Genomic DNA, 21004 nt, shown 5'->3' with positions numbered 1-21004 from the left:
CTGCCAAAGGTCCAGCATGTCCAACGCCCCATTCCTCAAGATGAACGGGCTCGGCAACGAGATCATCGTCGCCGACATGCGTGGCCGTAAGGACAAGGTAACGCCCGCCGCGGCCATGGCGATCAACGCCAACCCGGCCACAAAGTACGATCAGATCATGGCCATCCATGATCCTCGCACCCCCGGCACCGCCAACTATATCGAGATCATCAATTCCGACGGCTCGCTGGCCCAGGCCTGCGGCAATGGCATGCGCTGCGTCGTCCAGGCGCTGAGCGCCGAAAGCGGCACCAGGCACTTCGTCTTCGAAACGCTGGCCGGCATCCTGACCGGCGATGAGCTCGACAACGGCCTCATCACCGTCGACATGGGCAAGCCCCGCTTCGGCTGGCAGGAAATCCCGCTGGCAGAAGAGTTCTACGATACCACCGGCATCGAGCTGCAGATCGGGCCGATCGACGCACCCGTGCTGCATACTCCGTCGGTCGCCTCGATGGGCAATCCGCACGCCACCTTCTGGGTCGAGGACGACGTCTGGAACTACGCGCTCGATCGCTTCGGCCCGCTGCTCGAGAATCACCCGATCTTTCCCGAGCGCGCCAACATCTCGATCGCCCGGGTCGTCGCGCCCGATCATATGATCCTCCGCACCTGGGAGCGCGGCGCCGGCCTCACCCAGGCCTGCGGTACCGCTGCCTGCGCCGCTCTCGTCAATGCCGCCCGCACCAAGCGCACCGGCCGCAAGGCCACGGTGACCCTGCCCGGCGGCGATCTCGTCATCGAGTGGCGCGCCGACGATCATGTGCTGCTCACCGGTCCGGCCGAACTCGAGTTCGCCGGCAGCTTCGACCCGTTCACCGGCTCGTGGACGCGCGAGCAGCAGGTCGCCTGATATGGCTATCGAGACCCTGACTTTCGGCTGTCGCCTCAACGCCTATGAGGGCGAAGTGATGAAGGCCGAGGCCGAAAAGGCCGGGCTCGACAATACCATCATCATCAACACCTGCGCCGTCACCTCCGAAGCCGTCCGGCAGGCAAAGCAAGCCATCCGCAAGGCCAAGCGCGACAATCCCGAGCGCCGCATCATCGTTACCGGCTGCGCTGCCCAGACTGAGGCGCGTTCCTTCGGCGACATGGCCGAAGTCGACCTCGTCATCGGCAATGCCGACAAGCTGAAGGCGGAAAGCTATGCTCCCATAGCATTCGGCCTGCCGCTCAACGACAAGGTCCAGGTCAACGACATCATGTCGGTCAAGGAGACCGCCGGTCACCTGATCGAAGCCATGGATGGCCGCACCCGCGCCTTCGTCCAGGTCCAGAACGGCTGCGACCACCGCTGCACCTTCTGCATCATCCCGTTCGGCCGCGGCCCCTCGCGCTCCGTGCCGATGGGTCTCGTCGTCGAGCAGATCAGGAAGCTCGTCGGCAACGGCTACCGCGAGATCGTCCTCACCGGTGTCGACATCACCTCCTATGGCCCCGATCTGCCCGGCAGCCCGACCCTCGGCAAGCTGGTCCAGCAGATCCTCCGCCATGTCCCCGACCTGCCGCGCCTGCGCATCTCGTCGATCGACTCGATCGAAGCGGACGAGGCCTTTTATAATGCCATAGCATCCGACCGCCGCCTGATGCCGCATCTGCACCTCAGTTTGCAGTCCGGCGACGACATGATCCTGAAGCGCATGAAGCGCCGGCACCTGCGCGACGATGCCTTCGCCGTGGTGGCAAAGCTCCGCTCCCTTCGTCCCGACATCGTGTTCGGCGCCGACATCATCGCCGGCTTCCCCACCGAGACCGACGCGATGTTCGAGAACTCGCTCGAGTTCATCGAAACTGCCAACCTCACCTACATCCACGCCTTCCCGTATTCGCCTCGCCCCGGCACCCCCGCCGCGCGCATGCCGCAGGTGGAAAAGCGCGTGGCAAAGGAGCGGGCCGCCCGTCTCCGCGCCCTCGGCGATCGACAGTTCGAAAAGCTCGCCGCCTCCCGCATCGGCCAGATCGAGTCGATCCTCGTCGAAAAAGACGGGATCGGGCGGCAGGAGCAGTTCATAACCTGTTCATTGCCCGGTCATCAGGCCGGTGAGATTGTGACAGCTCGTATTACCCATTTCGTGGACGGCAACCTCGTCGGCGAACCACTAAGGACCGCTGCCTGATGGCCGAAAAGAAAAAGGGCTTCTTCCAGCGCCTGTTCGGCGGCGGCGACAAACCCGCCGAGCCGGCGCCCCCGCCCGAGCACTCGGTCGCCGAAGACCTCGAGGCCGATATCGTCCTCGACGATGTCGTCGAAGCCGCACCCCTGGTCCTCCCACCCGATCAGGAAGTCGCGCTCGAAGAGGCCATGCACGACGCCGGCATGACCATCGGGGCCACGCCCGAGCCGGAACCGACACCCGAGCCCGAACACGCGCCGACGGTCGAAGAGGAACTGGTCGCCGACATCCTCCTCGATGAGGTGGTCGAGGCCGCCCCGCTGGTCCTGCCGCCCGATCAGGAAATCGCCCTCGAAGAGGCGATGCACGACGCGGGCCTGACCATTGCAGCGCCGCAGGAAATCACCACTCCCGAGCCGCCGCCCGGCCCGCCCGAGGCCACCCCCGCCTATATCGAGAAGGTCGAGGACGACCTCGCCGAGGAGCCCGCACCGGTCCCCGAAACCCCCGCCGAGATCACCGCACCCGAGCCGGTCCCATACGCTCCGATTCCGCCGCCGGCGCCGGAGCCCGCGCCCAAGAAGCAGAGCTGGCTGCAGCGGTTGGCGAGTGGCCTCAAGCGCTCGTCCGACCAGCTCACCGGCTCGATCGCCGCCGTCTTCACCAAGCGCAAGCTCGATCAGGCGATGCTCGATGACCTCGAGGACATCCTGATCCAGGCCGATTTCGGCGTCGACATGGCCACCACCGTCACCGACGCCCTGCGCCGCGACCGCTTCGATCGCGACATCACCTCGGAAGAAGTCCGCGACGTCCTCGCCACCGAGATCGTCAACGTCCTCGAGCCCGTCGCCCGGCCGCTCACCATCGATGCGGGCCAGAAACCCTATGTGATCCTGATGGTCGGGGTGAACGGCACCGGCAAGACCACCACCATCGGCAAGCTCGCGAGCCTCTTCCGGGCCCAGGGCAAGTCGGTGATCCTCGCCGCCGGCGATACCTTTCGCGCCGCCGCGATCGAGCAGCTGCAGGTCTGGGGCGACCGCACCGGCGCTCCGGTGATAAAGAAGCCCGCCGGCTCCGACGCTTCGGGCCTCGCCTTCGAGGCGGTGGAACGCGCCCGGGCCGAGGGTACCGATGTCCTCCTCATCGACACCGCCGGTCGCCTCCAGAACCGCGACGAGCTGATGAGCGAGCTCGAAAAGATCATTCGCGTCATCAAAAAGGTCGAGCCATCGGCCCCGCACGCGACTTTGCTCACGCTCGATGCCACCACCGGGCAGAATGCCCTAAATCAGGTCGAAATCTTTCGTAAGCGTGCCGGCGTCACCGGGCTGGTCATGACCAAGCTCGACGGCACGGCGCGCGGCGGCATCCTCGTCGCCATCGCCAATAGGTTCGCCTTGCCCGTCCATTTCATCGGAGTGGGTGAAGGCGTCGACAATCTCGAACCGTTCGCCGCGCGCGATTTCGCCGCCGCGATCGCAAGGACCGCTGAATGACCGATCAAGCCAAAGAGCCCGAGATCAACTGGACCGAGCTGAGGCCGCAGATCACCAAGATCGCGCTCGAACTAGGCCCGCTGCTGGTCTTTTTCTTCGGCAATGCCAATTACGACATCTTCACCGCCACCGCCTGGTTCATGGGCGCGATGGTGGTGTCGCTGGTGCTCAGCTGGCTGCTGCTGAAGAAGGTCGCGATCATGCCGCTGGTAACCGGCGTCGTGGTGCTGATTTTCGGTACGCTAACGCTGGTGCTGAAGGACGACACCTTCATCAAGATGAAGCCGACGATCGTCAATTCGCTGTTCGGCCTCACCCTGCTGGGCGGCCTGTTCTTTGGCCAGTCGCTGCTGAAATACGTCTTCGGCGAGGTCTATAAGCTGAAGCCCCAGGGCTGGCGCGCGCTGACCATCAACTGGGGCCTGTTCTTCCTCTTCCTCGCAGTGTCGAACGAAATCGTCTGGCGCCTGTTCGACACCGATACCTGGGTGGCGTTCAAGGTCTGGGCCATCATGCCCATCACCGTCGTCTTCTCGATGCTGCAGCTTCCACTGCTGACGAAATACGCCCCCGATCCCGAACAGCCGATCGATCCGATCCCACCGATGGATCCGCTGCCTTAATCCTCCCCCGCGGGGCGAGGGAGGGGGACCGACCACCCGTAGGGTGGTGGAGGGGGCGGCCAAGCTAGAACTAGTGCCGCTTGACCAGCTCGTCCTGGCTGACATTCAACATCAGGCCGTCACCCGACACGGAGTCGATCTGGTCGGGCATGATGTAGCGATCGGCCGCGAACAGGCCGCTGGAATCGATCCGCACGAAGCCCTGGTGCAGCAGGCGTTCTCGGATTTCCTCGGGCAGCTCATCCGCGGTGAAAGCCTTGGCGATATTGGCCATCAGCGAGTCGTTGCGCTGCCCGAGATCGCTGTTCCTGCTGGCCTCGACCTCCGGCGTCTCCGGATCGTCATCCCCGAACTGGACGTAGTCGACCTTACCGATCTCGTGCCGTTCGCGATCGAACACCTTCATGCCTGCTTCGACAGAACGCAGCGCGTTGGCCGTTTGCATCTGATCTCTCCTCTTCCTGCCGCAAAATGCGGTCTCGGAGAGGAATGACCGACAGGCGAGGCAGGTTCCCTCAGCCGGCGCGGGCGCGCTCGATCGCCGGGATTACGTCCCGTTCCAACGTCTGGGGCGAGATCGGCCCCACATGCTTGAAGGTCACGACACCCTCGGCATTGACGACGAAGGTCTCGGGCACGCCGTACACCCCCCAGTCGATTGAGACACGGTTGTCGGTATCGCCGCCGATCCGCTCATAGGGATTGCCGAGTTCGGTGAGGAACGCCGTGGCGTTCTCCGGCGCATCGCGCTGGTTGATGCCGAAGATGCGGACACCCGTCTCGGCTTTCAGCCGCTCGAGCAGCGGATGCTCGTCCCGGCACGGAATGCACCAGCTGGCAAAGACGTTCACCACCGTCACCTCGCCCTTCAGCGTCGCCGTGTCGAACCCCTCGACCCCCGTACCGGCGACCGCGGCAAGCGTGAACGCCGGCGCCGGCTTGTCGATCAGCACCGAGCGCACGAGGCTTGGATCGCGATCCATGTTCATCGCGAACACGGCAACGAGCCCGACGAGGAGTACCAGCGGCAGGACGGCGAGGAGGATGCGCTTCAACTGTCGGTCCCGGCAGAGCGGCGGCGAATGCCGGCCTTGTCCAGCGCCGCGAGCCGCGCCTTCACCCGGCGCGAGTCCCAGGCGACGTAGGCGATCAGCGCCAAGGTCACCACGGCGACGCCCACATAGGACCAGGTGATGTACTGGAAGTGCTCGGCGTTCATTTGGCGCTCCCGGCGAGAGCCGCCTGACGGCTCATTGTGTCGGCACGACGGCGCAGGATCTCCGTCCGCATCCGGACAAGGCCGAGCAGGATGCCGAGCAGCGTGAAGGCCAGCATCATCACCAGCAGCGGCGTCAGGATCGATGCCGGCATGCGCGGCCCCTCGGCCGTGAACACGCTCGCCGGCTGATGCAGCGTGTTCCACCAGTCGACCGAGAACTTGATGATCGGAATGTTGATGCCGCCGACCAGCGTCACGATCGCAATTATCCGCCCGGCCTTGAGCTGGTCGTCGAAGGCCCGCCACAGCGCGATGATGCCGAGATAGATCAAGAGCAGCACGAGCGTGGAGGTCATGCGCCCGTCCCACTCCCAGAATGTGCCCCAGGTCGGCCGGCCCCACAGCGCTCCGGTATAGAGCGCCAGCGCCGTGAACACCGCGCCGAGCGGGGCTGCCGCCTTGTTGACGACATCGGCCAGCGGGTGCCGCCACACCAGCGTACCGAGAGCCGCGAGGAACATCACGCCATAGACGAACTGGCTGAGCCAGGCATTGGGCACATGCACGTACATGACGCGCACCATGTCGCCCATCTGGTAGTCCTCGGGCGAGTTGAAAAAGGCGAACCACAGCCCGATTGCAAAGCTCACCGCGGTGGCGATCGCCAGCGGCCAGACCACGTAGCGGGTCCAGTTCAGGAACTGGCCCGGATGGGCGAGACGGCTGAACCAGTTGGGTTGTTTGGCGGCGGTGACGGACATGGGTTTCGCTCTATTCCCCGGCCGCGCGCAAGGCAAGCGCAGCCGCGAAGGGCGAGAAAGCGGTCACCACGAGGCTGAGTGCAATGAGAAACAATGTCGCGCCGCCCCCGGCGAGCGGATCGGTCATGCCGACGCCGAAGATCATCACCGGGATCGACAGCGGTAGGATCAGCACTGGCGCGATCAGCCCTCCACGCCGCAATCCCACCGTGACAGCGGCGCCGAGCGCCCCGAAACTCACGAGCGCCGGCGTTCCGATGACGAGGCCAAGGACCGTCATGCCCCACTGCGCCCAGCTCATCGACAGGAGCAGCGCCAGCACCGGCGTCGCGATCAGCAGCGGCAGCGCCGTCACCAGCCAGTGCGCAATCACTTTTGCGGCAACCACCGCTTCGAGCGGCAGCACCGAATGGCGCAGCAGCGCCAGCGATCCATCCTCATCGTCGGCACGGAACATGCGGTCGAGCCCGAGCAGCATGGAAAGGAACGCAGCGATCCACACGATCCCCGGCGCCAGCCGCATCAGTTGCGGCCGGTCCGGCCCGATGGCGAAGGGCACGATCACCCCGATCATGACGAAGAACAGCACCAGCGTCAGCGCCTCGCCTCCCGCGCGGAAGGCGAGCCGCAGGTCGCGCCCGATCACCGCCATGAACGGCTTCATGCCGCGCCCCCGAGCGTGATGGTCGCGATATTGGACGTATCTGTCAGCGGCAGATCGTAGTGCGTTGCGACGATCGCGATCCCGCCCAGCGCCCGGTGTTCGTCGATCAGCGCGCCGAGCAGCCGCTCGCCATCCGCATCGAGCGCCGCGCTCGGTTCATCCAGCAGCCAGATCGGCCGGGCAGAGACCAGTAGCCGTCCCAGCGCCAGCCGGCGGAGCTGGCCCGACGAGAGATACCCCGCTTCGAGCGCGCCCAGGCTGCCGATCCCCAAGCGCTCGAGCGCATCGTCGACGGTGGTGCCGGTCGGCCCATTTAGCTCCCGCCAGAATTTCAGGTTCTCGCCGACCGTCAGCCGCGCCTTCAGCCCGCTCTGGTAGTTGATGACGTGTACGTCCTCGCGCCCGATCCCTTCGACCGTCCCCCCATCGGGCCGCACGATTCCCGCCAGCGTCATCAGCAGCGTGGATTTGCCGACCCCGTTCGCCCCGCGCAGCAGCAGCGCGCCACCGGCGCCGACTTCGAACGACAGCCCCGAAAACAGCACCCGCTCGCCCCGCGCGACCGTGAGTTCGCGCGCCATCACCTTCGGCGGCGCGAATGACCCGGGCAAGGGCTGTGGCTGGTTCATGGCCGCAATGCCTAATGAACCCACGTCACCACTGGCAAGCGTCATTTAGTTTCTCTATAAGCCAGCCATAGATTGGAACGTTTCCAGTCAACCGACCTCTTGCCCCTTGTCCCACGGGCCTTTTCCGGTCTCGTGCCTCGACCAGGCGGCGCCTTGCAACACCAGCGCGTGAAGGCGATACCGTGACCTCGAAATCCCTCGACAGCTTCAAGTCCAGAACCACGATCACCGTCGGGGATAAGACCTACACCTATTTCTCGATTCCGCTGGCCGAACAGAACGGTCTCAAGGGTGTCTCCCAGCTGCCGCACTCCATGAAAGTGGTGCTGGAGAACCTCCTCCGCTTCGAGGATGGCGTCACCGTTACCCGCGCCGATATCGAGGCCGTCGCCGACTGGCTCCGCACCCGCGTCTCCGAGCACGAGATCAGCTACCGCCCGGCCCGCGTGCTGATGCAGGATTTTACCGGCGTCCCCGCCGTCGTCGATCTCGCCGCCATGCGCGATGCCACCGCCAAGCTCGGCGCCGATCCGCAGAAGATCAATCCGCTGGTCCCGGTCGACCTCGTCATCGACCACTCTGTCATGGTCGACAGCTATGGCACCCCGCTTTCCTTCCTCCAGAACGTCGAGCTCGAATACGAGCGCAACGGCGAGCGATACGAGTTCCTGCGCTGGGGCCAGAAAGCCTTCGACAACTTCCGCGTCGTCCCGCCCGGCACCGGCATCTGCCACCAGGTCAACCTCGAATACCTGGCCCAGACCGTCTGGACCCGCCAGGACGAGACTTCGGGCGAAATCTACGCCTACCCCGACACGCTTGTCGGCACCGACTCGCACACCACCATGGTCAACGGCCTCGCCGTCCTTGGCTGGGGCGTGGGCGGCATCGAGGCCGAAGCCGCCATGCTCGGCCAGCCCATCACCATGCTGATCCCCGAAGTCATCGGCTTCAAGCTGACCGGCAAGATCAACGAAGGCATCACTGCCACCGACCTCGTCCTCACCGTCACCGAGATGCTGCGCAAGAAGGGCGTCGTCGGCAAGTTCGTCGAATTCTACGGCCCCGGCCTCGACTGGCTGAGCCTCGAGGACCAGGCGACCATCGCCAACATGGCGCCCGAGTACGGCGCCACCTGTGGCTTCTTCCCGGTCGACTCGGACACCCTCACCTATCTCGAGACATCCGGCCGCGATGCCGATCGCGTCGCGCTGGTGAAGGCCTATTCCGAGGCCCAGGGCATGTACCGCACCACGGCGAGCCCCGATCCGCTGTTCACCGACACGCTGGAGCTCGACCTCACCACGGTCGTCCCCAACCTCGCCGGCCCCAAGCGCCCGCAGGACCGCGTCGCGCTCACCGACGCCGCGCCGAAATTCGCCGAGGCCCTCAAGGAGATCGCCGGCGGCCGCAAGGAGCGCACTGCGCTTCCCGACTCGAAGGGCGAGAGCCGCTTTATCGATGAGGGCGCCAGCGGGGTCGACGACATCCCGGAAGAAGCGACCCTGCCGGTGCGTGGCGAAAAGTTCGGCCTCGATGACGGCCATGTCGTTATCGCCGCCATCACCTCGTGCACCAACACCTCGAATCCGAACGTGCTGATTGCCGCCGGCCTGCTCGCCCGCAAGGCCCGCGCCAAGGGCCTCAAGTCTAAGCCGTGGGTGAAAACCTCCCTCGCCCCCGGCTCGCAGGTGGTGACCGACTACCTCAACGCTTCGGGCCTGTCGGCTGACCTCGATGCCATGGGCTTCAACCTCGTCGGTTATGGCTGCACCACCTGCATCGGCAATTCCGGCCCGCTGCCGGAGGCGATCAGCGAGTGCATCAACCAGAACGACCTCGTCGCCGCCTCGGTGCTATCAGGGAACCGCAACTTCGAAGGCCGCGTGAACCCCGACGTGCGGGCGAACTATCTCGCTTCCCCGCCGCTGGTGGTCGCCTATGCCATCGCCGGCACGATGAACAAGAACCTCACCACCGAGCCGCTCGGCACCGGTGATGACGGCCAGCCGGTCTACCTCAAGGACATCTGGCCCTCCAACAAGGAGATCGCCGACGTGGTCCGCACCGTGATCACGCCCAAGATGTTCCTCGGCCGCTATTCCGACGTCTTCAAGGGCGACGAGAACTGGCAGGGCATCGCCGTCGATGGCGGCGAGACCTACAAGTGGAACTCCGGCTCCACCTATGTGCAGAACCCGCCCTACTTCGAGGGCCTGACCATGGAGCCCGCGCCCGTTACCGACATCGTCGAAGCGCGCGTCCTCAGCCTCTTCCTCGATTCGATCACCACAGACCACATCTCGCCCGCCGGCTCGTTCAAGCCGTCGACGCCGGCCGGCAAGTATCTGGTCGAGCGCCAGGTCGCACCCAAGGACTTCAATTCCTACGGCGCTCGCCGCGGCAACCACGAAGTCATGATGCGCGGCACCTTTGCCAACATCCGCATCAAGAACCAGATGCTCCCGGGCGTCGAAGGCGGCTTCACCAAGGGCCCGAACGGCGACCAGATGCCGATCTACGATGCGGCTATGGCCTACCAGAAGTCGAACACCCCGCTGGTGATCTTCGCCGGCAAGGAATACGGCACCGGCTCCTCGCGTGACTGGGCCGCCAAGGGCACCCGCCTCCTCGGCGTCCGCGCCGTCATCGCCCAGAGCTTTGAGCGCATCCACCGCTCCAACCTCATCGGCATGGGCGTGCTGCCGCTGCAGTTCGCCGAAGGCGAGAGCTGGCAGAGCCTCAAGCTCGACGGCACCGAGACGGTCTCGATCGAGAACCTGCTCGAACTCGCACCCCGCGCCACGGTGAAGGTCAAGATCGTCCGCCACGACGGCCGCATCGAGATGATCGACACCCGTTGCCGTATCGATACGGTCAACGAGCTCGACTATTACAAGCACGGTGGCATCCTGCACTACGTGCTCCGCAACCTCGTCGCCGCGTAAGCGGGCGCCGATCCCTCTGTGGTCCTCCCCCGTTTCGAAGGGGAGGACACCCCCACACTGGGCGCGCCCAGCGCCCGCGATTCACCAGCTTTTGCCGATCACGAAAACTCGCGTCGATTTGACTCGCGCGGCGCAGGGCACGTGCCTAAAAACGTCGCCATGCTTTCTCGACGGATACTCTGGGGCCTTTCCCTTTCGCTTACGCTCGCTTCACCGGTTTTCGCCGGTGAGTTCAAGCTCGCCCCCAAGGCCGTCCTCGAACTTTTCACCTCGCAGGGCTGCTCCTCGTGCCCAAAGGCCGATGCCTTGTTCAAGGAGATGGGCAAGCGCTCCGACGTGGTGACGCTCGCCTATCACGTCGACTACTGGGACTATATCGGCTGGCCGGACACCTTCGGCACCGCCGAGAATTCGGATCGCCAGCGCGATTACGCCGAAGCCTGGGGCTCGTCCCGCATCTTCACCCCGCAAATGGTGGTGAACGGCAGGGGCGGCGTGGTCGGCAGCAAGACCGCTGCGGTGAACGGCGCGCTCGCCAGCGCAACGCTGCCGCTGACCGTATCGCTCACCGAGCAGCAGGGCGGCCTCGTCGATATCTCCGTGCCAGCCAACGCTGACCTTTCCGGCGGCACCATCTGGCTCATCACCTTCCTCGACCACGCCGATGTCACCATCGAACGCGGCGAGAACGAGGGCAAGCAGATCTCCTATAGTCAGATAGTCACCGGCCGGCAGGTCCTGGGCATGTGGGATCCCAAGACCGGCGCCAAGCTGACCCTGCCCCTGCACGAGGTGCTGACCGGCAAGGCCAACGGCGCGGTAATCCTCGTGCAGCAGGAAAAGGCCGGACTGCCCGGACCCATCCTCGGTGCCGCGAGCTTTACGCTCTAGATCGTCTTCACGGCTCGATTGGTCGCTGACGAGCCCACGCACAATGTCACCCCGGCGAAGGCCGGAGTCCATCGTGGGATCTCTCGGCTATCCGTGAAGGTCAGAGAGCCTGAAGTGCTCCAGCGAATCGACCTGCCCAAAAGCAAAACTCCCGCCGACTTGCGTGGGCGGGAGAAGAATGACTGGTGCATGTAAGAGGCGGCCGGCATTCGGGCATCGTGGTTTGGGGGCTCGGTCAGCCCGGATGCCGGCCACTGGAGGCAATGGTTGTATGCTGCCGGGTCAATCGGGCGCGATCAGGGAGGGAATGTGACCGAAATGCGGATTTTGACTTAGTCTTTTGTCCGATACCGCGCACTTCTCCGTTCGGCTTGCCAAGCGGCGCGAATGACGCGATCATGACATCCGCGTGACGGGGAGAGGAATGGCGGACCAACCCGACGAAATAGGATCAGGGCTCCTGATCGACTTCCCGCCGGTCGCGAGCCCAGCCCAGCCTAGCAGTAGTCGCTTCGTTCCAGCGATCAGTTTTGATCGCAAGGAACTGCAGACCATCCTAAACCTCTACGGCCGCAAGGTCGCCGACGGCGAGTGGCGCGATTACGCACTCGATTTTCTCCGTGACCGCGCCCTGTTCTCGATTTACAAGCGCGCCTCCGAGCGTCCGCTCTATGTGGTCGAAAAGAACCCGAAACTGCGCAACAAGCAGGGCCAGTACATGGTCCTGAGCCAGGACGGCCGGGTCCTGAAGCGCGGCCACGAGCTGATCAACGTGCTGCGCGTGCTCGAGCTCGCTGTGGTGAAGTGATTCTCGTCCGCCTGGCCGAGCCGGCGGATGCCGCTCAAATGAGCGCCGTACTCACCGCCTCGATCCGCGACCTCTGCACCGCCGACCACCGCAACGATCCCACGATCCTTGCCGGCTGGCTGCGCAACAAGACACCGGAAATGGTGCTGCAGATGTTCGACAACCCGAACGCGCAGCTCTTCGTCGCCGAGCACGACGGCATGATCGCCGCCGTTGGCTGCCTCAATGGCGGCGACGAGATCGGCCTTAACTATGTCGATCCGGCACATCGCTTCTCTGGCGTCAGCAAGGCCCTCCTCGCCGCCCTCGAGGATCGCATCCGCCAGTCCGGCGCCACCCGCGCCCGACTCACCAGCACCGGCACCGCCCGCCGCTTTTACCTCGCCTCCGGCTGGCACGACGCCGGCCCCGGCGAAGACGACCGCGGCATGCTCTGCTATCCGATGGAAAAATCGCTCTAGCGGCCTGTCGCCGTCGTCAGAGCGCCTTCTGCATATACGTGACGCCGATCCAACGGTCGAACTTGAAGCCGGTGGCCTCCTGCGTGCCGACATGGATGAAGCCGGCCTTTTCGTGCAGCCGGATCGAGTTGGCCCGCTCCGCGGTGATCACCGCGATCATCTGCTTGAACCCGAAGGCCCGGCTCTCCTCGATCAGCCTGTCGAGCAACCGTCCACCGAGGCCCTGCCCGGTCGCGTCCTGCCTGAGGTAGATCGAGTTCTCGCAGGTGAAGCGGTAGGCGACACGCGTGCGATAGTAGGAGGCATAAGCATAGCCAACGACCTCGCCGTCGCGCTCCGCCACGATGATCGGATGACCCAGGTCCAGCATACCCCCGAACCGCCGCGCCATCTCGGGTTCACCCGGCGGATCATACTCGAAGGTGATCACTGTGTCGGTGACATAGGGCCGGTAGATGGCCGTGATCGCGGGGATGTCGCGCCATTCGAACGGGCGGAGAAGGATGTCGCTCATCAGAGGTCCAAAAACGAAGGGGCCGCGATCTCATTAGATCGCGGCCCCGAAAGTTTCCAATCAGACTTGCTGATTCCTGCGATTACTCGCGGTTGCCGAACAGGCGGAGCAGCATCAGGAACAGGTTGATGAAGTCGAGGTAGAGCGACAGGGCGCCCATCACGGCGGACTTGTGCAGCACCTCGGCGCCATAACCCTCGTTGTAGCTCTCCTTGATCCTCTGCGTATCGTAGGCGGTGAGGCCCACGAAGATCAGCACGCCGATCGCCGAGATGGCGAAGTCGAGCATCGAGGAGGCAAGGAAGATGTTCACGATCGAGGCGATGATCAGGCCGATCAGGCCCATGATCAGGAAGTTGCCGATGCCCGTGAGGTCACGCTTGGTGGTGTAGCCGTAAAGGCTCATCGCGCCGAACGTAGCCGCCGAGATGAAGAACACCTTGGCGATCGAGGCGTCGGTGTAGACCATGAAGATCGAAGAGAGGCTCAGGCCCATCACGGCCGCGAACAGCCAGAATAGCAACTGGGCGGTAGCGCCCGAGAGCTTGTTGATGCCGAAACTCAGTACCAGCACGAAGGCCAGCGGAGCGAAGGCGATCACCCACATCAGCGGGCTCTGGAAGATCAGCGAGCCCCAGGCGGTCAGCTGACCGTCGGCGCCCACCGCAGCCTGTGCGCTGAAGTAGGAGACGAGGCCGGTCACCACGAGACCGATGCCCATGTAGTTGTAGACCTTCAGCATATAGCTGCGCAGGCCCTCATCGATGGCCGCGGCGGTTCCGGCCCGCTGAGCGGCGATAGTCGGACGGTCGAATTCAGCCATGACGAATAAATCCCTTTCCTGGCGACGTGGACGGGGCGCTCCTCCGAGCCCTTGCCGTCGATGGAGTAATATGAGGGCAGCCCGCCGCGAATACAAGACAGCCGCCCTCAACTTGCCGTCACCTAATGTCGCACGGCTTTCAAAGGTTTATGGCAGCCTTCTCGCCTCACGATCCAAGGGCCCGTCGGCGATGGGACAGCCTGCTTGCCGGACCTACGCTGCCCCGTTACGGTTCAGATGATGGCAGGCCCGAATCAGCGGGGCCGCCACGGCAAAGGGAGGGTCGGATGCCCAGGCTCTTTACCGGAATCGAGGTGCCGCCCGATGTGGCCATGGCACTCTCCTTGAAGCGCGGCGGCCTGTCGGGCGCGCGCTGGATCGATACCGAGAACTATCACATTACCTTGCGCTTCATCGGCGACGTCGATCACCATGTCGCGAACGAAGTGACCGGCATGCTGGACCGACTGGTGGACAGCGAGGCGTTCAATATCCGCCTCGATCACCTCGGCTCGTTCGGTGGCAACACGCCGCGCGCCCTGTTCGCCGGCTGTGCTTCGAACGTCGCCCTGCTCCGCCTGCAGGCCGCCCAGGAGCGCATACTGCAGCGCTGCGGCCTCGCGCCGGAAAGCCGCCGCTTCGTGCCGCATGTCGCATTGGCACGGCTGCGCGGCGTTTCGGCCGAGGAAGTGGCGCGTTTCATCGCCATGTCGGGCCGCTTCACCCCGCTCGAGTTCCGCGTCGGCCGCTTCGTGCTGTTCTCGTCGCGCGATTCCGTCGGTGGTGGTCCGTACCTCGTGGAACAGTCTTATCCGTTGGCTGCGTAGCCCGCGTTAACCGTTCCTTCACCATCCGGGGCCAAACAGGAAAACCGGCGGATTTGCGCGTCAAATTGCCGACAAGATTGCCGCTATGGTCGCGACTTAACTCAATCTACGCGACTGGTTTGAGACCTTGGTAACCATACCGTGGCAGGATGCCAGAGTGCTGGTTGCGTGACTTTTCGGACAAGGATGTTCGGGCGATGACATCACCGCGTTTGGCTATGGCTGGACTGGTTGCCGCTACTTTGTGCGCTGCTCTGGCGGCGCCGGTCGCGGCTCAAGAAATCAAGCAGTTGGGCACGTTCAAATCCTGGACGGCATGGACCGGCGCCGATGCGAGCGGCGCCATGTGCTACATCTCGGCGACCCCTGCCGATTGGAGCCCCAAGGAAGTCGGCGGCGCCCCCGTGCGGCGCAGCCCGATCCATTTCCTGATCATCAACAGGAAGGGCCTCGGCACCAAGAACGAGGTCCAGACCCAGGTCGGTTACCCGTTCAACGCCGCCGCCGCCAATGTTTCGGCCACCATCGACGGCAAGACCTTCCCGATGGTCACCGAGGGCGAAGCCGCCTGGCTGGCCGTCGAAGCGGACGAGTCGACCTTCGTCGAGGCGATGAAGGCGGGATCCAAGCTTGTCGTCACCGGCACCTCGGCCAAGGGCAACAAGATGACCGACAATTACGACCTTTCGGGCGTCACCGCGGCTCTCGGCGAAATCGCCAAAGCCTGTGCCTGATTTCGCCTGCACGGTGATTGGACGGCAGCCGGCCGGCCTGCTACCAACCGCCGAACCGGAACACCTGCTTATGACTCTCCGCGCCATCGCCGCTGCCGTTGCACTTGCCCTGCCCCTCCTTGCGGGGCAGGCGTTCGCGCAATCGGTGAAGCTGCTCGGTGAATTTCGCGACTGGACCGCGTACTCGGCGACCGAATCGACCGGACCGGTCTGCTTCGCACTTTCGAAACCTACCGAAGTTAGCCCCAGCCCCGACGATTTCACCGAGGCCTGGCTCTACCTGACCAATCGCCCCTCCGAGAGCGTGCGCAACGAGCTCAACCTCGTCGCCGGCTTCACCTTCGCGCCCGACACCGCCGCGACGGCGACCATCAGCGGCGAAGTCTTCCAGCTCTTCACCGACAGGGACGCCGCCTGGCTGCTCGATCCGGGCCAGAACGAGAATCTCGCCGGGGCGCTGCGTGCCGGCTCGACCGTGATCGTCGAAGGCACCTCTGATAAGGGCATCCGCATCACCGAGACCTTCTCGCTCTCCGGCGCCACCGCCGCGAGCCGCGCCATCGAGAACTGCACCGGCTGACCTTCCTCATCCTCCCCTGCGGGGGAGGGGACCGGCGAAGCCGGTGGAGGGGGCGACTGCAAACTCGGCGGCCAGCGCATGCCACGTTCGCATGAGCCTTCTTTGCGCAAACTCTGGTACTATGTTATGGGCCGCGCCTTATTGCGCACGCTGAGAGAGCCGCCCGCACCATGAGTATCGCCCTTGACCTCGATTATCACGCCCATGCCGAACGTCCGAAATCCGGGCGGGCATCGCTTGTCGGCCTGATGAAGCCCGAGCTGCGCGACACCCTGATGGGAGTCGGCCTCGACGAGCGCGAAGCCAAGATGCGCGCCTCCCAGCTGTGGAACTGGATCTACCATAACGGCGTCACCGACTTCGACCGGATGACCAACATCCAGAAGGGGTTCCGGCAGAAGCTGGCCGACACCTTCCTCCTCGATCGCCCCGAAATCGTCACCGAGCAGATCTCGATCGATGGCACCCGCAAATGGCTGTTCCGCTTCCGCGATCCCAAGAACCCGCTGCTGCCGCCGGTCGAAGTCGAGACAGTCTACATCCCCGAGGAAGATCGCGGCACGCTCTGTGTCTCTTCCCAGGTCGGATGCACGCTCACCTGCACCTTCTGCCACACTGGCACCCAGAAGCTGGTCCGCAACCTCACTGCCGGCGAGATCCTCGGCCAGATCCTGATGGCGCGCGAACGTCTCGGCGATTTCCCCGGCGGCGTCCGCCCCAATGACGGCGGCCTCGTCCCCGCGCCGCGCGGTTCGGGTGGCTCCGAAGGCGACAGCCGCGCCATCACCAACGTGGTGATGATGGGCATGGGCGAACCGCTCTATAATTACGACAACGTCAAGCAGGCCCTGCTGATCGCCTCCGACGAAGCCGGCATCTCGCTCTCGAAGCGACGCATCACCCTCTCGACCTCAGGCGTCGTGCCCTTCATCGAGCCCACCGGCCGCGAGATCGGCGTCATGCTCGCGATTTCGCTGCACGCCGTGCGCGACGAACTGCGCGACATGCTGGTGCCGATCAACAAGAAATATCCGCTGAAAGAGCTGATCCAGGCCTGCCGCGATTATCCCGGCCTGTCGAACGCCCGTCGCATCACCTTCGAATACGTGATGCTCAAGGACATCAACGATTCCGACGCCGATGCCCGCGAACTCGTGCGCCTGCTCGCCGGCATCCCGGCCAAGATCAACCTGATCCCGTTCAATCCCTGGCCCGGCACCAACTACGACTGCTCGTCGTCCTCGCGCATCGAGCGCTTCGCCGACATCGTCAACAATGCCGGCTACGCCAGCCCGGTTCGCACCCCGCGTGGCCGCGACATCTTCGCCGCCTGCGGGCAGCTGAAGAGCGAAACCGAACGGCTGACCAAGAAGGAGCGCGACGCGCTCACCGCATGAGTCGGCAGGCCCTTCCCACTGTTGCCGATGCGCTGGCGCACCTGCGGCGTGGCGAAACCGTTCTCGGCGCGGCCATGCTCGATACCGTCCTCAAGCACAATCCCCGCGACCCCGCGGCGCTTGGACTCGCCGGCGCCGTAGCGCTGCAGCGCGGTGATGCGAACCGCGCCATTGAGCTCCTGTCCCGCACGCTGGCCCTCGCGCCGCGCGATGTCTCGAGCCACTCCAACATCGCGCTGGCCTATATGCGCACCGGCCGCAGCGCCGAGGCCCGTCGGCACCTCGAACAGGCTCTGGCCCTGAAGCCGGATGCGGTCGAAGCGCTGGTCAACCTGGCCCAGCTGCACCAGCAAGCCAATGACAGCCTCTCCGCCGAGCCGCTCTATCGCAAGGCCATCGCGGCGCGCCCGGCCATGGTCGAGGCCCATACCGGGCTGGCGGCTACGCTCGAAAAGCTCGGGCGTCCGGCCGAAGCCATCGCCGCTGCCGACGAGGCCATTCGGCTCCAGCCCAAATCTCCCGAAGCGCACCGCACCCTCGCCCGCCTCTACGACCTGCTCGGACAGCTCGAACCGGCCGTCGCCGCACACAAGCGCGCCATCGAGCTCGCACCCAACGATGCGCGCGGCCATGCCGATCTCGGCAACACCTATGCCGCCTTCGGCAAGCGCGAGGCAGCGGTTGCCGAGTATCGCCGGGCTCTGCAGCTCGCGCCCGGCAACTCCAGCTACGAACGGCTGATCGGTCGCCTCGAAGCCGATGCCGGCACGCTCGCCGACAAACAGGCGCGCTTCGACGCACCCGCTACGACCAGCGAGCAGAAGCTCCATCTCGGCTTCGCCATAGGCAAGGCGCTTGAGCACGCCGGCGACTACCCCGGTGCCTTCCACTATCTTGACGCCGCCAACCGGCTCCGGCGCGCCGGCTACAGCTACGCCAAGGCCGATTCCGAAGCTGCCTTCGCCGAGCTCGAAGCCACCTTCACGCCCGAACTGATCGCGGCCCGCTTCGGCCACGGCGTCTCCGATGCCACCCCGATCTTCGTCCTCGGCATGCCGCGCTCGAGCACCACGCTGGTCGAGCAGATCCTCGCCAGCCACCCCGATGTCACCGGGGCCGGCGAGCTCGTCCTCCTGCGCGACCTTGTCATCGGGGCGACGACGAAGCGCCCGATCCACTATCCCGAGCTGCTCGCCGACCTCAGCGATGCCGACCTCAACCGTTTCGGCGCCGACTATATCCGCCGGCTCCGCGCCTATGCGCCCGAGGCCAGGCGCATCACCGACAAGATGCCGGGCAACTTCATGCTGATCGGCTTCATCGCGCTGGCCCTGCCCAACGCGAAGATCATCCATTGCGTCCGCAACCCCGCCGATACCAGCGTCTCGATCTGGCGCAACTATTTCTCGACGCACCTCGGCTACGCCTACGATCTCGGCGAGATCGGCCACTACCACCGGCTCTACCAGAGCCTGATGGCCCACTGGCACCGCGTCCTGCCGGGCCGCATCCACGACATTGAGTACGAGGCGCTCGTCGCCGACCAGGAGGGCGAAACCCGCCGCCTGCTCGACCATTGCGGGCTCGCCTTCGATCCGGCCTGTCTCGATTTCCACCGCACCGAGCGCCCGGTCCACACCGCGAGCGCCGCCCAGGTCCGCTCGCCGATCAGCCGGTCTTCGATCGGCATCGCCGATCGCTATGGCGACCTGCTCGCCCCCTTGCATGCCGCCCTCGCCGGCAAGGCTTAGCCGGTTGCCTCTGCGGTACGGCCGCGCCGACCCACAGCAATCGCCGCCGCCCCGAACAGGCTGAGCCCCACGGCCAGCCCGAAGATCGACCAGAAGCCGAAGGCGCCGGCCCAGAGCCCCGTGCTCAGTCCCGACAGCAAGGCGCCCGCACTCATCGTGTTGCCGAACAGCGCCGCGGCCGCACCGGCGCGTCCCGGCAGCAGTTCCTGGATATAGGCCATGCCGACGATGCTGATGACGCCGATGGCGATGGCCCTGAGGATCTGGCCCCAGTAGAGCGTCGAAAGCGTCGGTACCAGCAGCGGCAGCACGAAATAGGCGGCAAAGATCAGGAAGCCGACGATCAGCAGGCCGTGGCTCACCCGCGACATCGGGCGGATGACAAACAGGCCCATCACCAGCACTTCCAGCGCCGCACAGAGGCTGAACAGCAGCCCGACATCGGTCTCGGTGCCGAGATCCTGCACCACCACGATCGACATCGCCGTCGAGGCCATGAACATCGCCGTGTGGAAAGCGGTAAGCGCCAGCACCCCCGGCGCCGCTGCGCGCACCGTGTCGAGATCGACCCTCCGGCGCTCCCCCGCCACGGCCGGCACGATCCTCAGCCGCGTTGCGAGCACAGTCACGAGCGCCACCAACGCCAGCCCCGACGCACCGAGATAGACGCCGCGGAACGAGCCGAATGCCACCAGCACTGCCCCGATCGCCGGGCCGATCGCCCAGGCCAGCGATGAGATCATCCGCATGCTCGCCATGCCGCGCTGCACCGTCTCGCCGCCCACCACATCGAGCTGCCCCTTGGCGATGGCGAACAGCAGCCCGAACGAGGCGCCGCCGAGCCCGAACAGCGTGAAGCCGATGGCGATCAGCATCCAGGCCTCGCTCACCACGGCGCAAAGCCCGTAGCCCACTACCTTCGCCAGGAGCGACAGCAGCAACGGCCACCGAGCCGGCCGCCGGTCGTGCATCTGGCCGAACAGGGTCGCAAAGCCGATGCCCGAGATTGACGAGAGCGTCATGAACAGCGTCAGCTCGATGGGCGTCATGCCGATCTTTTCGACCGCCAACAGCGCCGTATAGGTCAGCGCCACCGCTTCGGCGAGGATCGCCAGCAGCATGGCAAGCAGCGTCGGCGCGAAGTAAGGCACCTTGAGCAGCGCGAGGCTCGAGCGATAAGACAATTCTGGCTTCCCGGAAGTGGGCCCAAGTTGCTCGGGCGAGGTAGGGGCACTAGAACTAGCCCGCGCCACTGCACGCGACAACCGCGGCGACGGCGTCCGGGGAGGCGGGTTTGACCATCACGCTCAAGCGCATGCAGCCTGGCGACGACCTCGACTTCTCCGAGATCGCGCCCGACGTCTTCGACGAACCCATCCACCCCGACCGGCTCGAGGCCTACCTCGCCGAGCCGGGCCACCTGATGATCCTCGCCTTCGACGACGAGCGCGTCGTCGGCCAGTGCGCCGCGGTGATCCACCGCCACCCCGACAAGGTCACCGAACTCTATGTCGACGAGGTCGGCACCGCCTCGACCCACCTGCGCCAGGGCATCGCCACCACCATGGTCGAGGCCATGTTCACCTGGGCCCGCGAACTCGGCTGCCGCGAGGCCTGGCTCGGCACCGAACTCGACAACCTCGAAGCCAACGGCCTCTATCGCAAGCTCGGCGGCAAGCGCGAGAACATGGCCTACTACGAGTTCGAACTCTAATC

At 65.1% G+C, this 21004-nt stretch carries 23 protein-coding genes; 14 read left to right on the top strand and 9 right to left on the bottom strand.

Annotated features, from left to right (window positions below; translation table 11 throughout):
• Positions 1-16: 16 nt before the first annotated feature.
• The 4 genes from dapF to ACOYW5_RS15455 are packed head-to-tail and all read left to right on the top strand — an operon-like array spanning position 17 to position 4281.
• Positions 17-892: a diaminopimelate epimerase gene (gene dapF / locus ACOYW5_RS15470; RefSeq protein WP_423065785.1), complete on the top strand. Its 876-nt coding sequence runs from the start codon at positions 17-19 to the stop codon at positions 890-892.
• A gap of 1 nt (position 893) precedes the next feature.
• A complete protein-coding gene (gene mtaB / locus ACOYW5_RS15465; RefSeq protein WP_423065784.1) occupies positions 894-2159 on the top strand; it encodes a tRNA (N(6)-L-threonylcarbamoyladenosine(37)-C(2))-methylthiotransferase MtaB in 1266 nt (421 codons plus the stop codon).
• Positions 2159-3658 (top strand): signal recognition particle-docking protein FtsY, encoded by a 1500-nt coding sequence (gene ftsY / locus ACOYW5_RS15460; RefSeq protein ID WP_423065783.1) that lies wholly within the window; start codon positions 2159-2161, stop codon positions 3656-3658. The genes mtaB and ftsY overlap by 1 nt, the downstream gene beginning before the upstream one ends.
• Positions 3655-4281 carry a septation protein A gene (locus ACOYW5_RS15455; RefSeq protein ID WP_423065782.1) on the top strand — a complete coding sequence of 209 codons (627 nt, stop codon included), beginning with the start codon at positions 3655-3657 and terminating at the stop codon, positions 4279-4281. The genes ftsY and ACOYW5_RS15455 overlap by 4 nt, the downstream gene beginning before the upstream one ends.
• 70 nt (positions 4282-4351) lie before the next feature.
• Here ACOYW5_RS15455 and ACOYW5_RS15450 read toward each other — a convergent pair whose 3' ends face one another.
• The 6 genes from ACOYW5_RS15450 to ccmA form a co-directional block, all read right to left on the bottom strand.
• Positions 4352-4726, bottom strand: coding sequence for a hypothetical protein (locus ACOYW5_RS15450; protein WP_423065781.1), 375 nt, complete (start codon positions 4724-4726; stop codon positions 4352-4354).
• Between the two features lie 70 nt (positions 4727-4796).
• Positions 4797-5336, bottom strand: coding sequence for a DsbE family thiol:disulfide interchange protein (locus ACOYW5_RS15445; protein ID WP_423065780.1), 540 nt, complete (start codon positions 5334-5336; stop codon positions 4797-4799).
• Positions 5333-5500 (bottom strand): hypothetical protein, encoded by a 168-nt coding sequence (locus ACOYW5_RS15440; RefSeq protein WP_423065779.1) that lies wholly within the window; start codon positions 5498-5500, stop codon positions 5333-5335. The genes ACOYW5_RS15445 and ACOYW5_RS15440 overlap by 4 nt, the downstream gene beginning before the upstream one ends.
• The gene (locus ACOYW5_RS15435; RefSeq protein ID WP_423065778.1) at positions 5497-6261 is read right to left on the bottom strand and encodes a heme ABC transporter permease; all 765 of its coding nucleotides are present in this window, start codon (positions 6259-6261) and stop codon (positions 5497-5499) included. Before ACOYW5_RS15435 ends, ACOYW5_RS15440 begins: the two co-directional genes overlap by 4 nt.
• Before the next feature lie 10 nt (positions 6262-6271).
• Complete coding sequence (gene ccmB / locus ACOYW5_RS15430) at positions 6272-6925, bottom strand: heme exporter protein CcmB (protein WP_423065777.1); 654 nt, start codon at positions 6923-6925, stop codon at positions 6272-6274.
• On the bottom strand, positions 6922-7554 hold the full coding sequence (gene ccmA, locus ACOYW5_RS15425) for a heme ABC exporter ATP-binding protein CcmA (protein WP_423065776.1): 633 nt from the start codon (positions 7552-7554) through the stop codon (positions 6922-6924). Before ccmA ends, ccmB begins: the two co-directional genes overlap by 4 nt.
• A 182-nt stretch (positions 7555-7736) precedes the next feature.
• Between ccmA and acnA the strand changes: the two genes are divergently transcribed.
• The 4 genes from acnA to ACOYW5_RS15405 all read left to right on the top strand — a co-directional run bounded on the left by acnA (position 7737) and on the right by ACOYW5_RS15405 (position 12662).
• Entirely contained in the window at positions 7737-10502 is a 2766-nt protein-coding gene (gene acnA, locus ACOYW5_RS15420) for an aconitate hydratase AcnA (RefSeq protein ID WP_423065775.1), read from the top strand.
• A 159-nt stretch (positions 10503-10661) separates the two neighbouring features.
• Complete coding sequence (locus ACOYW5_RS15415; RefSeq protein WP_423065774.1) at positions 10662-11393, top strand: DUF1223 domain-containing protein; 732 nt, start codon at positions 10662-10664, stop codon at positions 11391-11393.
• 424 nt (positions 11394-11817) lie between these two features.
• On the top strand, positions 11818-12201 hold the full coding sequence (locus ACOYW5_RS15410) for a DUF2794 domain-containing protein (RefSeq protein WP_423065773.1): 384 nt from the start codon (positions 11818-11820) through the stop codon (positions 12199-12201).
• A gap of 38 nt (positions 12202-12239) precedes the next feature.
• Entirely contained in the window at positions 12240-12662 is a 423-nt protein-coding gene (locus tag ACOYW5_RS15405) for a GNAT family N-acetyltransferase (RefSeq protein WP_423065772.1), read from the top strand.
• Positions 12663-12678: 16 nt separating this feature from the next.
• Here the strand turns inward: ACOYW5_RS15405 and ACOYW5_RS15400 are convergent, their stop codons facing one another.
• Positions 12679-13176: a GNAT family N-acetyltransferase gene (locus ACOYW5_RS15400; RefSeq protein WP_423065771.1), complete on the bottom strand. Its 498-nt coding sequence runs from the start codon at positions 13174-13176 to the stop codon at positions 12679-12681.
• 82 nt (positions 13177-13258) lie between these two features.
• A complete protein-coding gene (locus ACOYW5_RS15395; protein ID WP_423065770.1) occupies positions 13259-13999 on the bottom strand; it encodes a Bax inhibitor-1/YccA family protein in 741 nt (246 codons plus the stop codon).
• A gap of 287 nt (positions 14000-14286) precedes the next feature.
• Between ACOYW5_RS15395 and thpR the strand changes: the two genes are divergently transcribed.
• The 5 genes from thpR (at position 14287) to ACOYW5_RS15370 (ending at position 19288) form a co-directional block, all read left to right on the top strand.
• The gene (thpR, locus tag ACOYW5_RS15390) at positions 14287-14826 is read left to right on the top strand and encodes an RNA 2',3'-cyclic phosphodiesterase (protein WP_423065769.1); all 540 of its coding nucleotides are present in this window, start codon (positions 14287-14289) and stop codon (positions 14824-14826) included.
• Between the two features lie 218 nt (positions 14827-15044).
• Entirely contained in the window at positions 15045-15560 is a 516-nt protein-coding gene (locus tag ACOYW5_RS15385; protein ID WP_423065768.1) for an invasion associated locus B family protein, read from the top strand.
• Between the two features lie 70 nt (positions 15561-15630).
• Complete coding sequence (locus ACOYW5_RS15380) at positions 15631-16140, top strand: hypothetical protein (protein WP_423065767.1); 510 nt, start codon at positions 15631-15633, stop codon at positions 16138-16140.
• A 170-nt stretch (positions 16141-16310) separates the two neighbouring features.
• A complete protein-coding gene (gene rlmN, locus ACOYW5_RS15375) occupies positions 16311-17537 on the top strand; it encodes a 23S rRNA (adenine(2503)-C(2))-methyltransferase RlmN (RefSeq protein WP_423065766.1) in 1227 nt (408 codons plus the stop codon).
• Complete coding sequence (locus tag ACOYW5_RS15370) at positions 17534-19288, top strand: tetratricopeptide repeat-containing sulfotransferase family protein (protein ID WP_423065765.1); 1755 nt, start codon at positions 17534-17536, stop codon at positions 19286-19288. The genes rlmN and ACOYW5_RS15370 overlap by 4 nt, the downstream gene beginning before the upstream one ends.
• Here the strand turns inward: ACOYW5_RS15370 and ACOYW5_RS15365 are convergent.
• Positions 19285-20472 carry an MFS transporter gene (locus ACOYW5_RS15365; protein ID WP_423065764.1) on the bottom strand — a complete coding sequence of 396 codons (1188 nt, stop codon included), beginning with the start codon at positions 20470-20472 and terminating at the stop codon, positions 19285-19287. The genes ACOYW5_RS15370 and ACOYW5_RS15365 overlap by 4 nt on opposite strands.
• Before the next feature lie 110 nt (positions 20473-20582).
• Here ACOYW5_RS15365 and ACOYW5_RS15360 point away from each other — a divergent pair, with 110 nt between their 5' ends.
• A complete protein-coding gene (locus ACOYW5_RS15360) occupies positions 20583-21002 on the top strand; it encodes a GNAT family N-acetyltransferase (RefSeq protein WP_423065763.1) in 420 nt (139 codons plus the stop codon).
• The last annotated feature ends 2 nt before the right edge of the window (positions 21003-21004 follow it).

Source organism: Devosia sp. CN2-171 (genome assembly GCF_049354815.1).
GTDB lineage: Bacteria > Pseudomonadota > Alphaproteobacteria > Rhizobiales > Devosiaceae > Devosia_A.
Note: the sequence above shows the minus strand (reverse complement) of the source record. Positions and strands in the feature narration are given on the sequence as shown.

What these genes read in the sequence shown, in the direction of transcription:
- ACOYW5_RS15405 (WP_423065772.1), top strand. Translation starts at nt 12,240, where the DNA reads ATGAGCGCCGTACTCACCGCCTCGATCCGCGACCTCTGCACCGCCGAC.
- mtaB (WP_423065784.1), top strand. Translation starts at nt 894, where the DNA reads ATGGCTATCGAGACCCTGACTTTCGGCTGTCGCCTCAACGCCTATGAG.
- ACOYW5_RS15380 (WP_423065767.1), top strand. Translation starts at nt 15,631, where the DNA reads ATGACTCTCCGCGCCATCGCCGCTGCCGTTGCACTTGCCCTGCCCCTC.
- ftsY (WP_423065783.1), top strand. Translation starts at nt 2,159, where the DNA reads ATGGCCGAAAAGAAAAAGGGCTTCTTCCAGCGCCTGTTCGGCGGCGGC.
- ACOYW5_RS15395 (WP_423065770.1), bottom strand. Translation starts at nt 13,999, where the DNA reads ATGGCTGAATTCGACCGTCCGACTATCGCCGCTCAGCGGGCCGGAACC.
- ACOYW5_RS15400 (WP_423065771.1), bottom strand. Translation starts at nt 13,176, where the DNA reads ATGAGCGACATCCTTCTCCGCCCGTTCGAATGGCGCGACATCCCCGCG.
- ACOYW5_RS15450 (WP_423065781.1), bottom strand. Translation starts at nt 4,726, where the DNA reads ATGCAAACGGCCAACGCGCTGCGTTCTGTCGAAGCAGGCATGAAGGTG.
- dapF (WP_423065785.1), top strand. Translation starts at nt 17, where the DNA reads ATGTCCAACGCCCCATTCCTCAAGATGAACGGGCTCGGCAACGAGATC.
- ACOYW5_RS15370 (WP_423065765.1), top strand. Translation starts at nt 17,534, where the DNA reads ATGAGTCGGCAGGCCCTTCCCACTGTTGCCGATGCGCTGGCGCACCTG.
- ccmB (WP_423065777.1), bottom strand. Translation starts at nt 6,925, where the DNA reads ATGAAGCCGTTCATGGCGGTGATCGGGCGCGACCTGCGGCTCGCCTTC.
- ACOYW5_RS15455 (WP_423065782.1), top strand. Translation starts at nt 3,655, where the DNA reads ATGACCGATCAAGCCAAAGAGCCCGAGATCAACTGGACCGAGCTGAGG.
- ACOYW5_RS15440 (WP_423065779.1), bottom strand. Translation starts at nt 5,500, where the DNA reads ATGAACGCCGAGCACTTCCAGTACATCACCTGGTCCTATGTGGGCGTC.
- ACOYW5_RS15415 (WP_423065774.1), top strand. Translation starts at nt 10,662, where the DNA reads ATGCTTTCTCGACGGATACTCTGGGGCCTTTCCCTTTCGCTTACGCTC.
- rlmN (WP_423065766.1), top strand. Translation starts at nt 16,311, where the DNA reads ATGAGTATCGCCCTTGACCTCGATTATCACGCCCATGCCGAACGTCCG.
- thpR (WP_423065769.1), top strand. Translation starts at nt 14,287, where the DNA reads ATGCCCAGGCTCTTTACCGGAATCGAGGTGCCGCCCGATGTGGCCATG.
- ACOYW5_RS15385 (WP_423065768.1), top strand. Translation starts at nt 15,045, where the DNA reads ATGGCTGGACTGGTTGCCGCTACTTTGTGCGCTGCTCTGGCGGCGCCG.
- ACOYW5_RS15435 (WP_423065778.1), bottom strand. Translation starts at nt 6,261, where the DNA reads ATGTCCGTCACCGCCGCCAAACAACCCAACTGGTTCAGCCGTCTCGCC.
- ACOYW5_RS15410 (WP_423065773.1), top strand. Translation starts at nt 11,818, where the DNA reads ATGGCGGACCAACCCGACGAAATAGGATCAGGGCTCCTGATCGACTTC.
- ccmA (WP_423065776.1), bottom strand. Translation starts at nt 7,554, where the DNA reads ATGAACCAGCCACAGCCCTTGCCCGGGTCATTCGCGCCGCCGAAGGTG.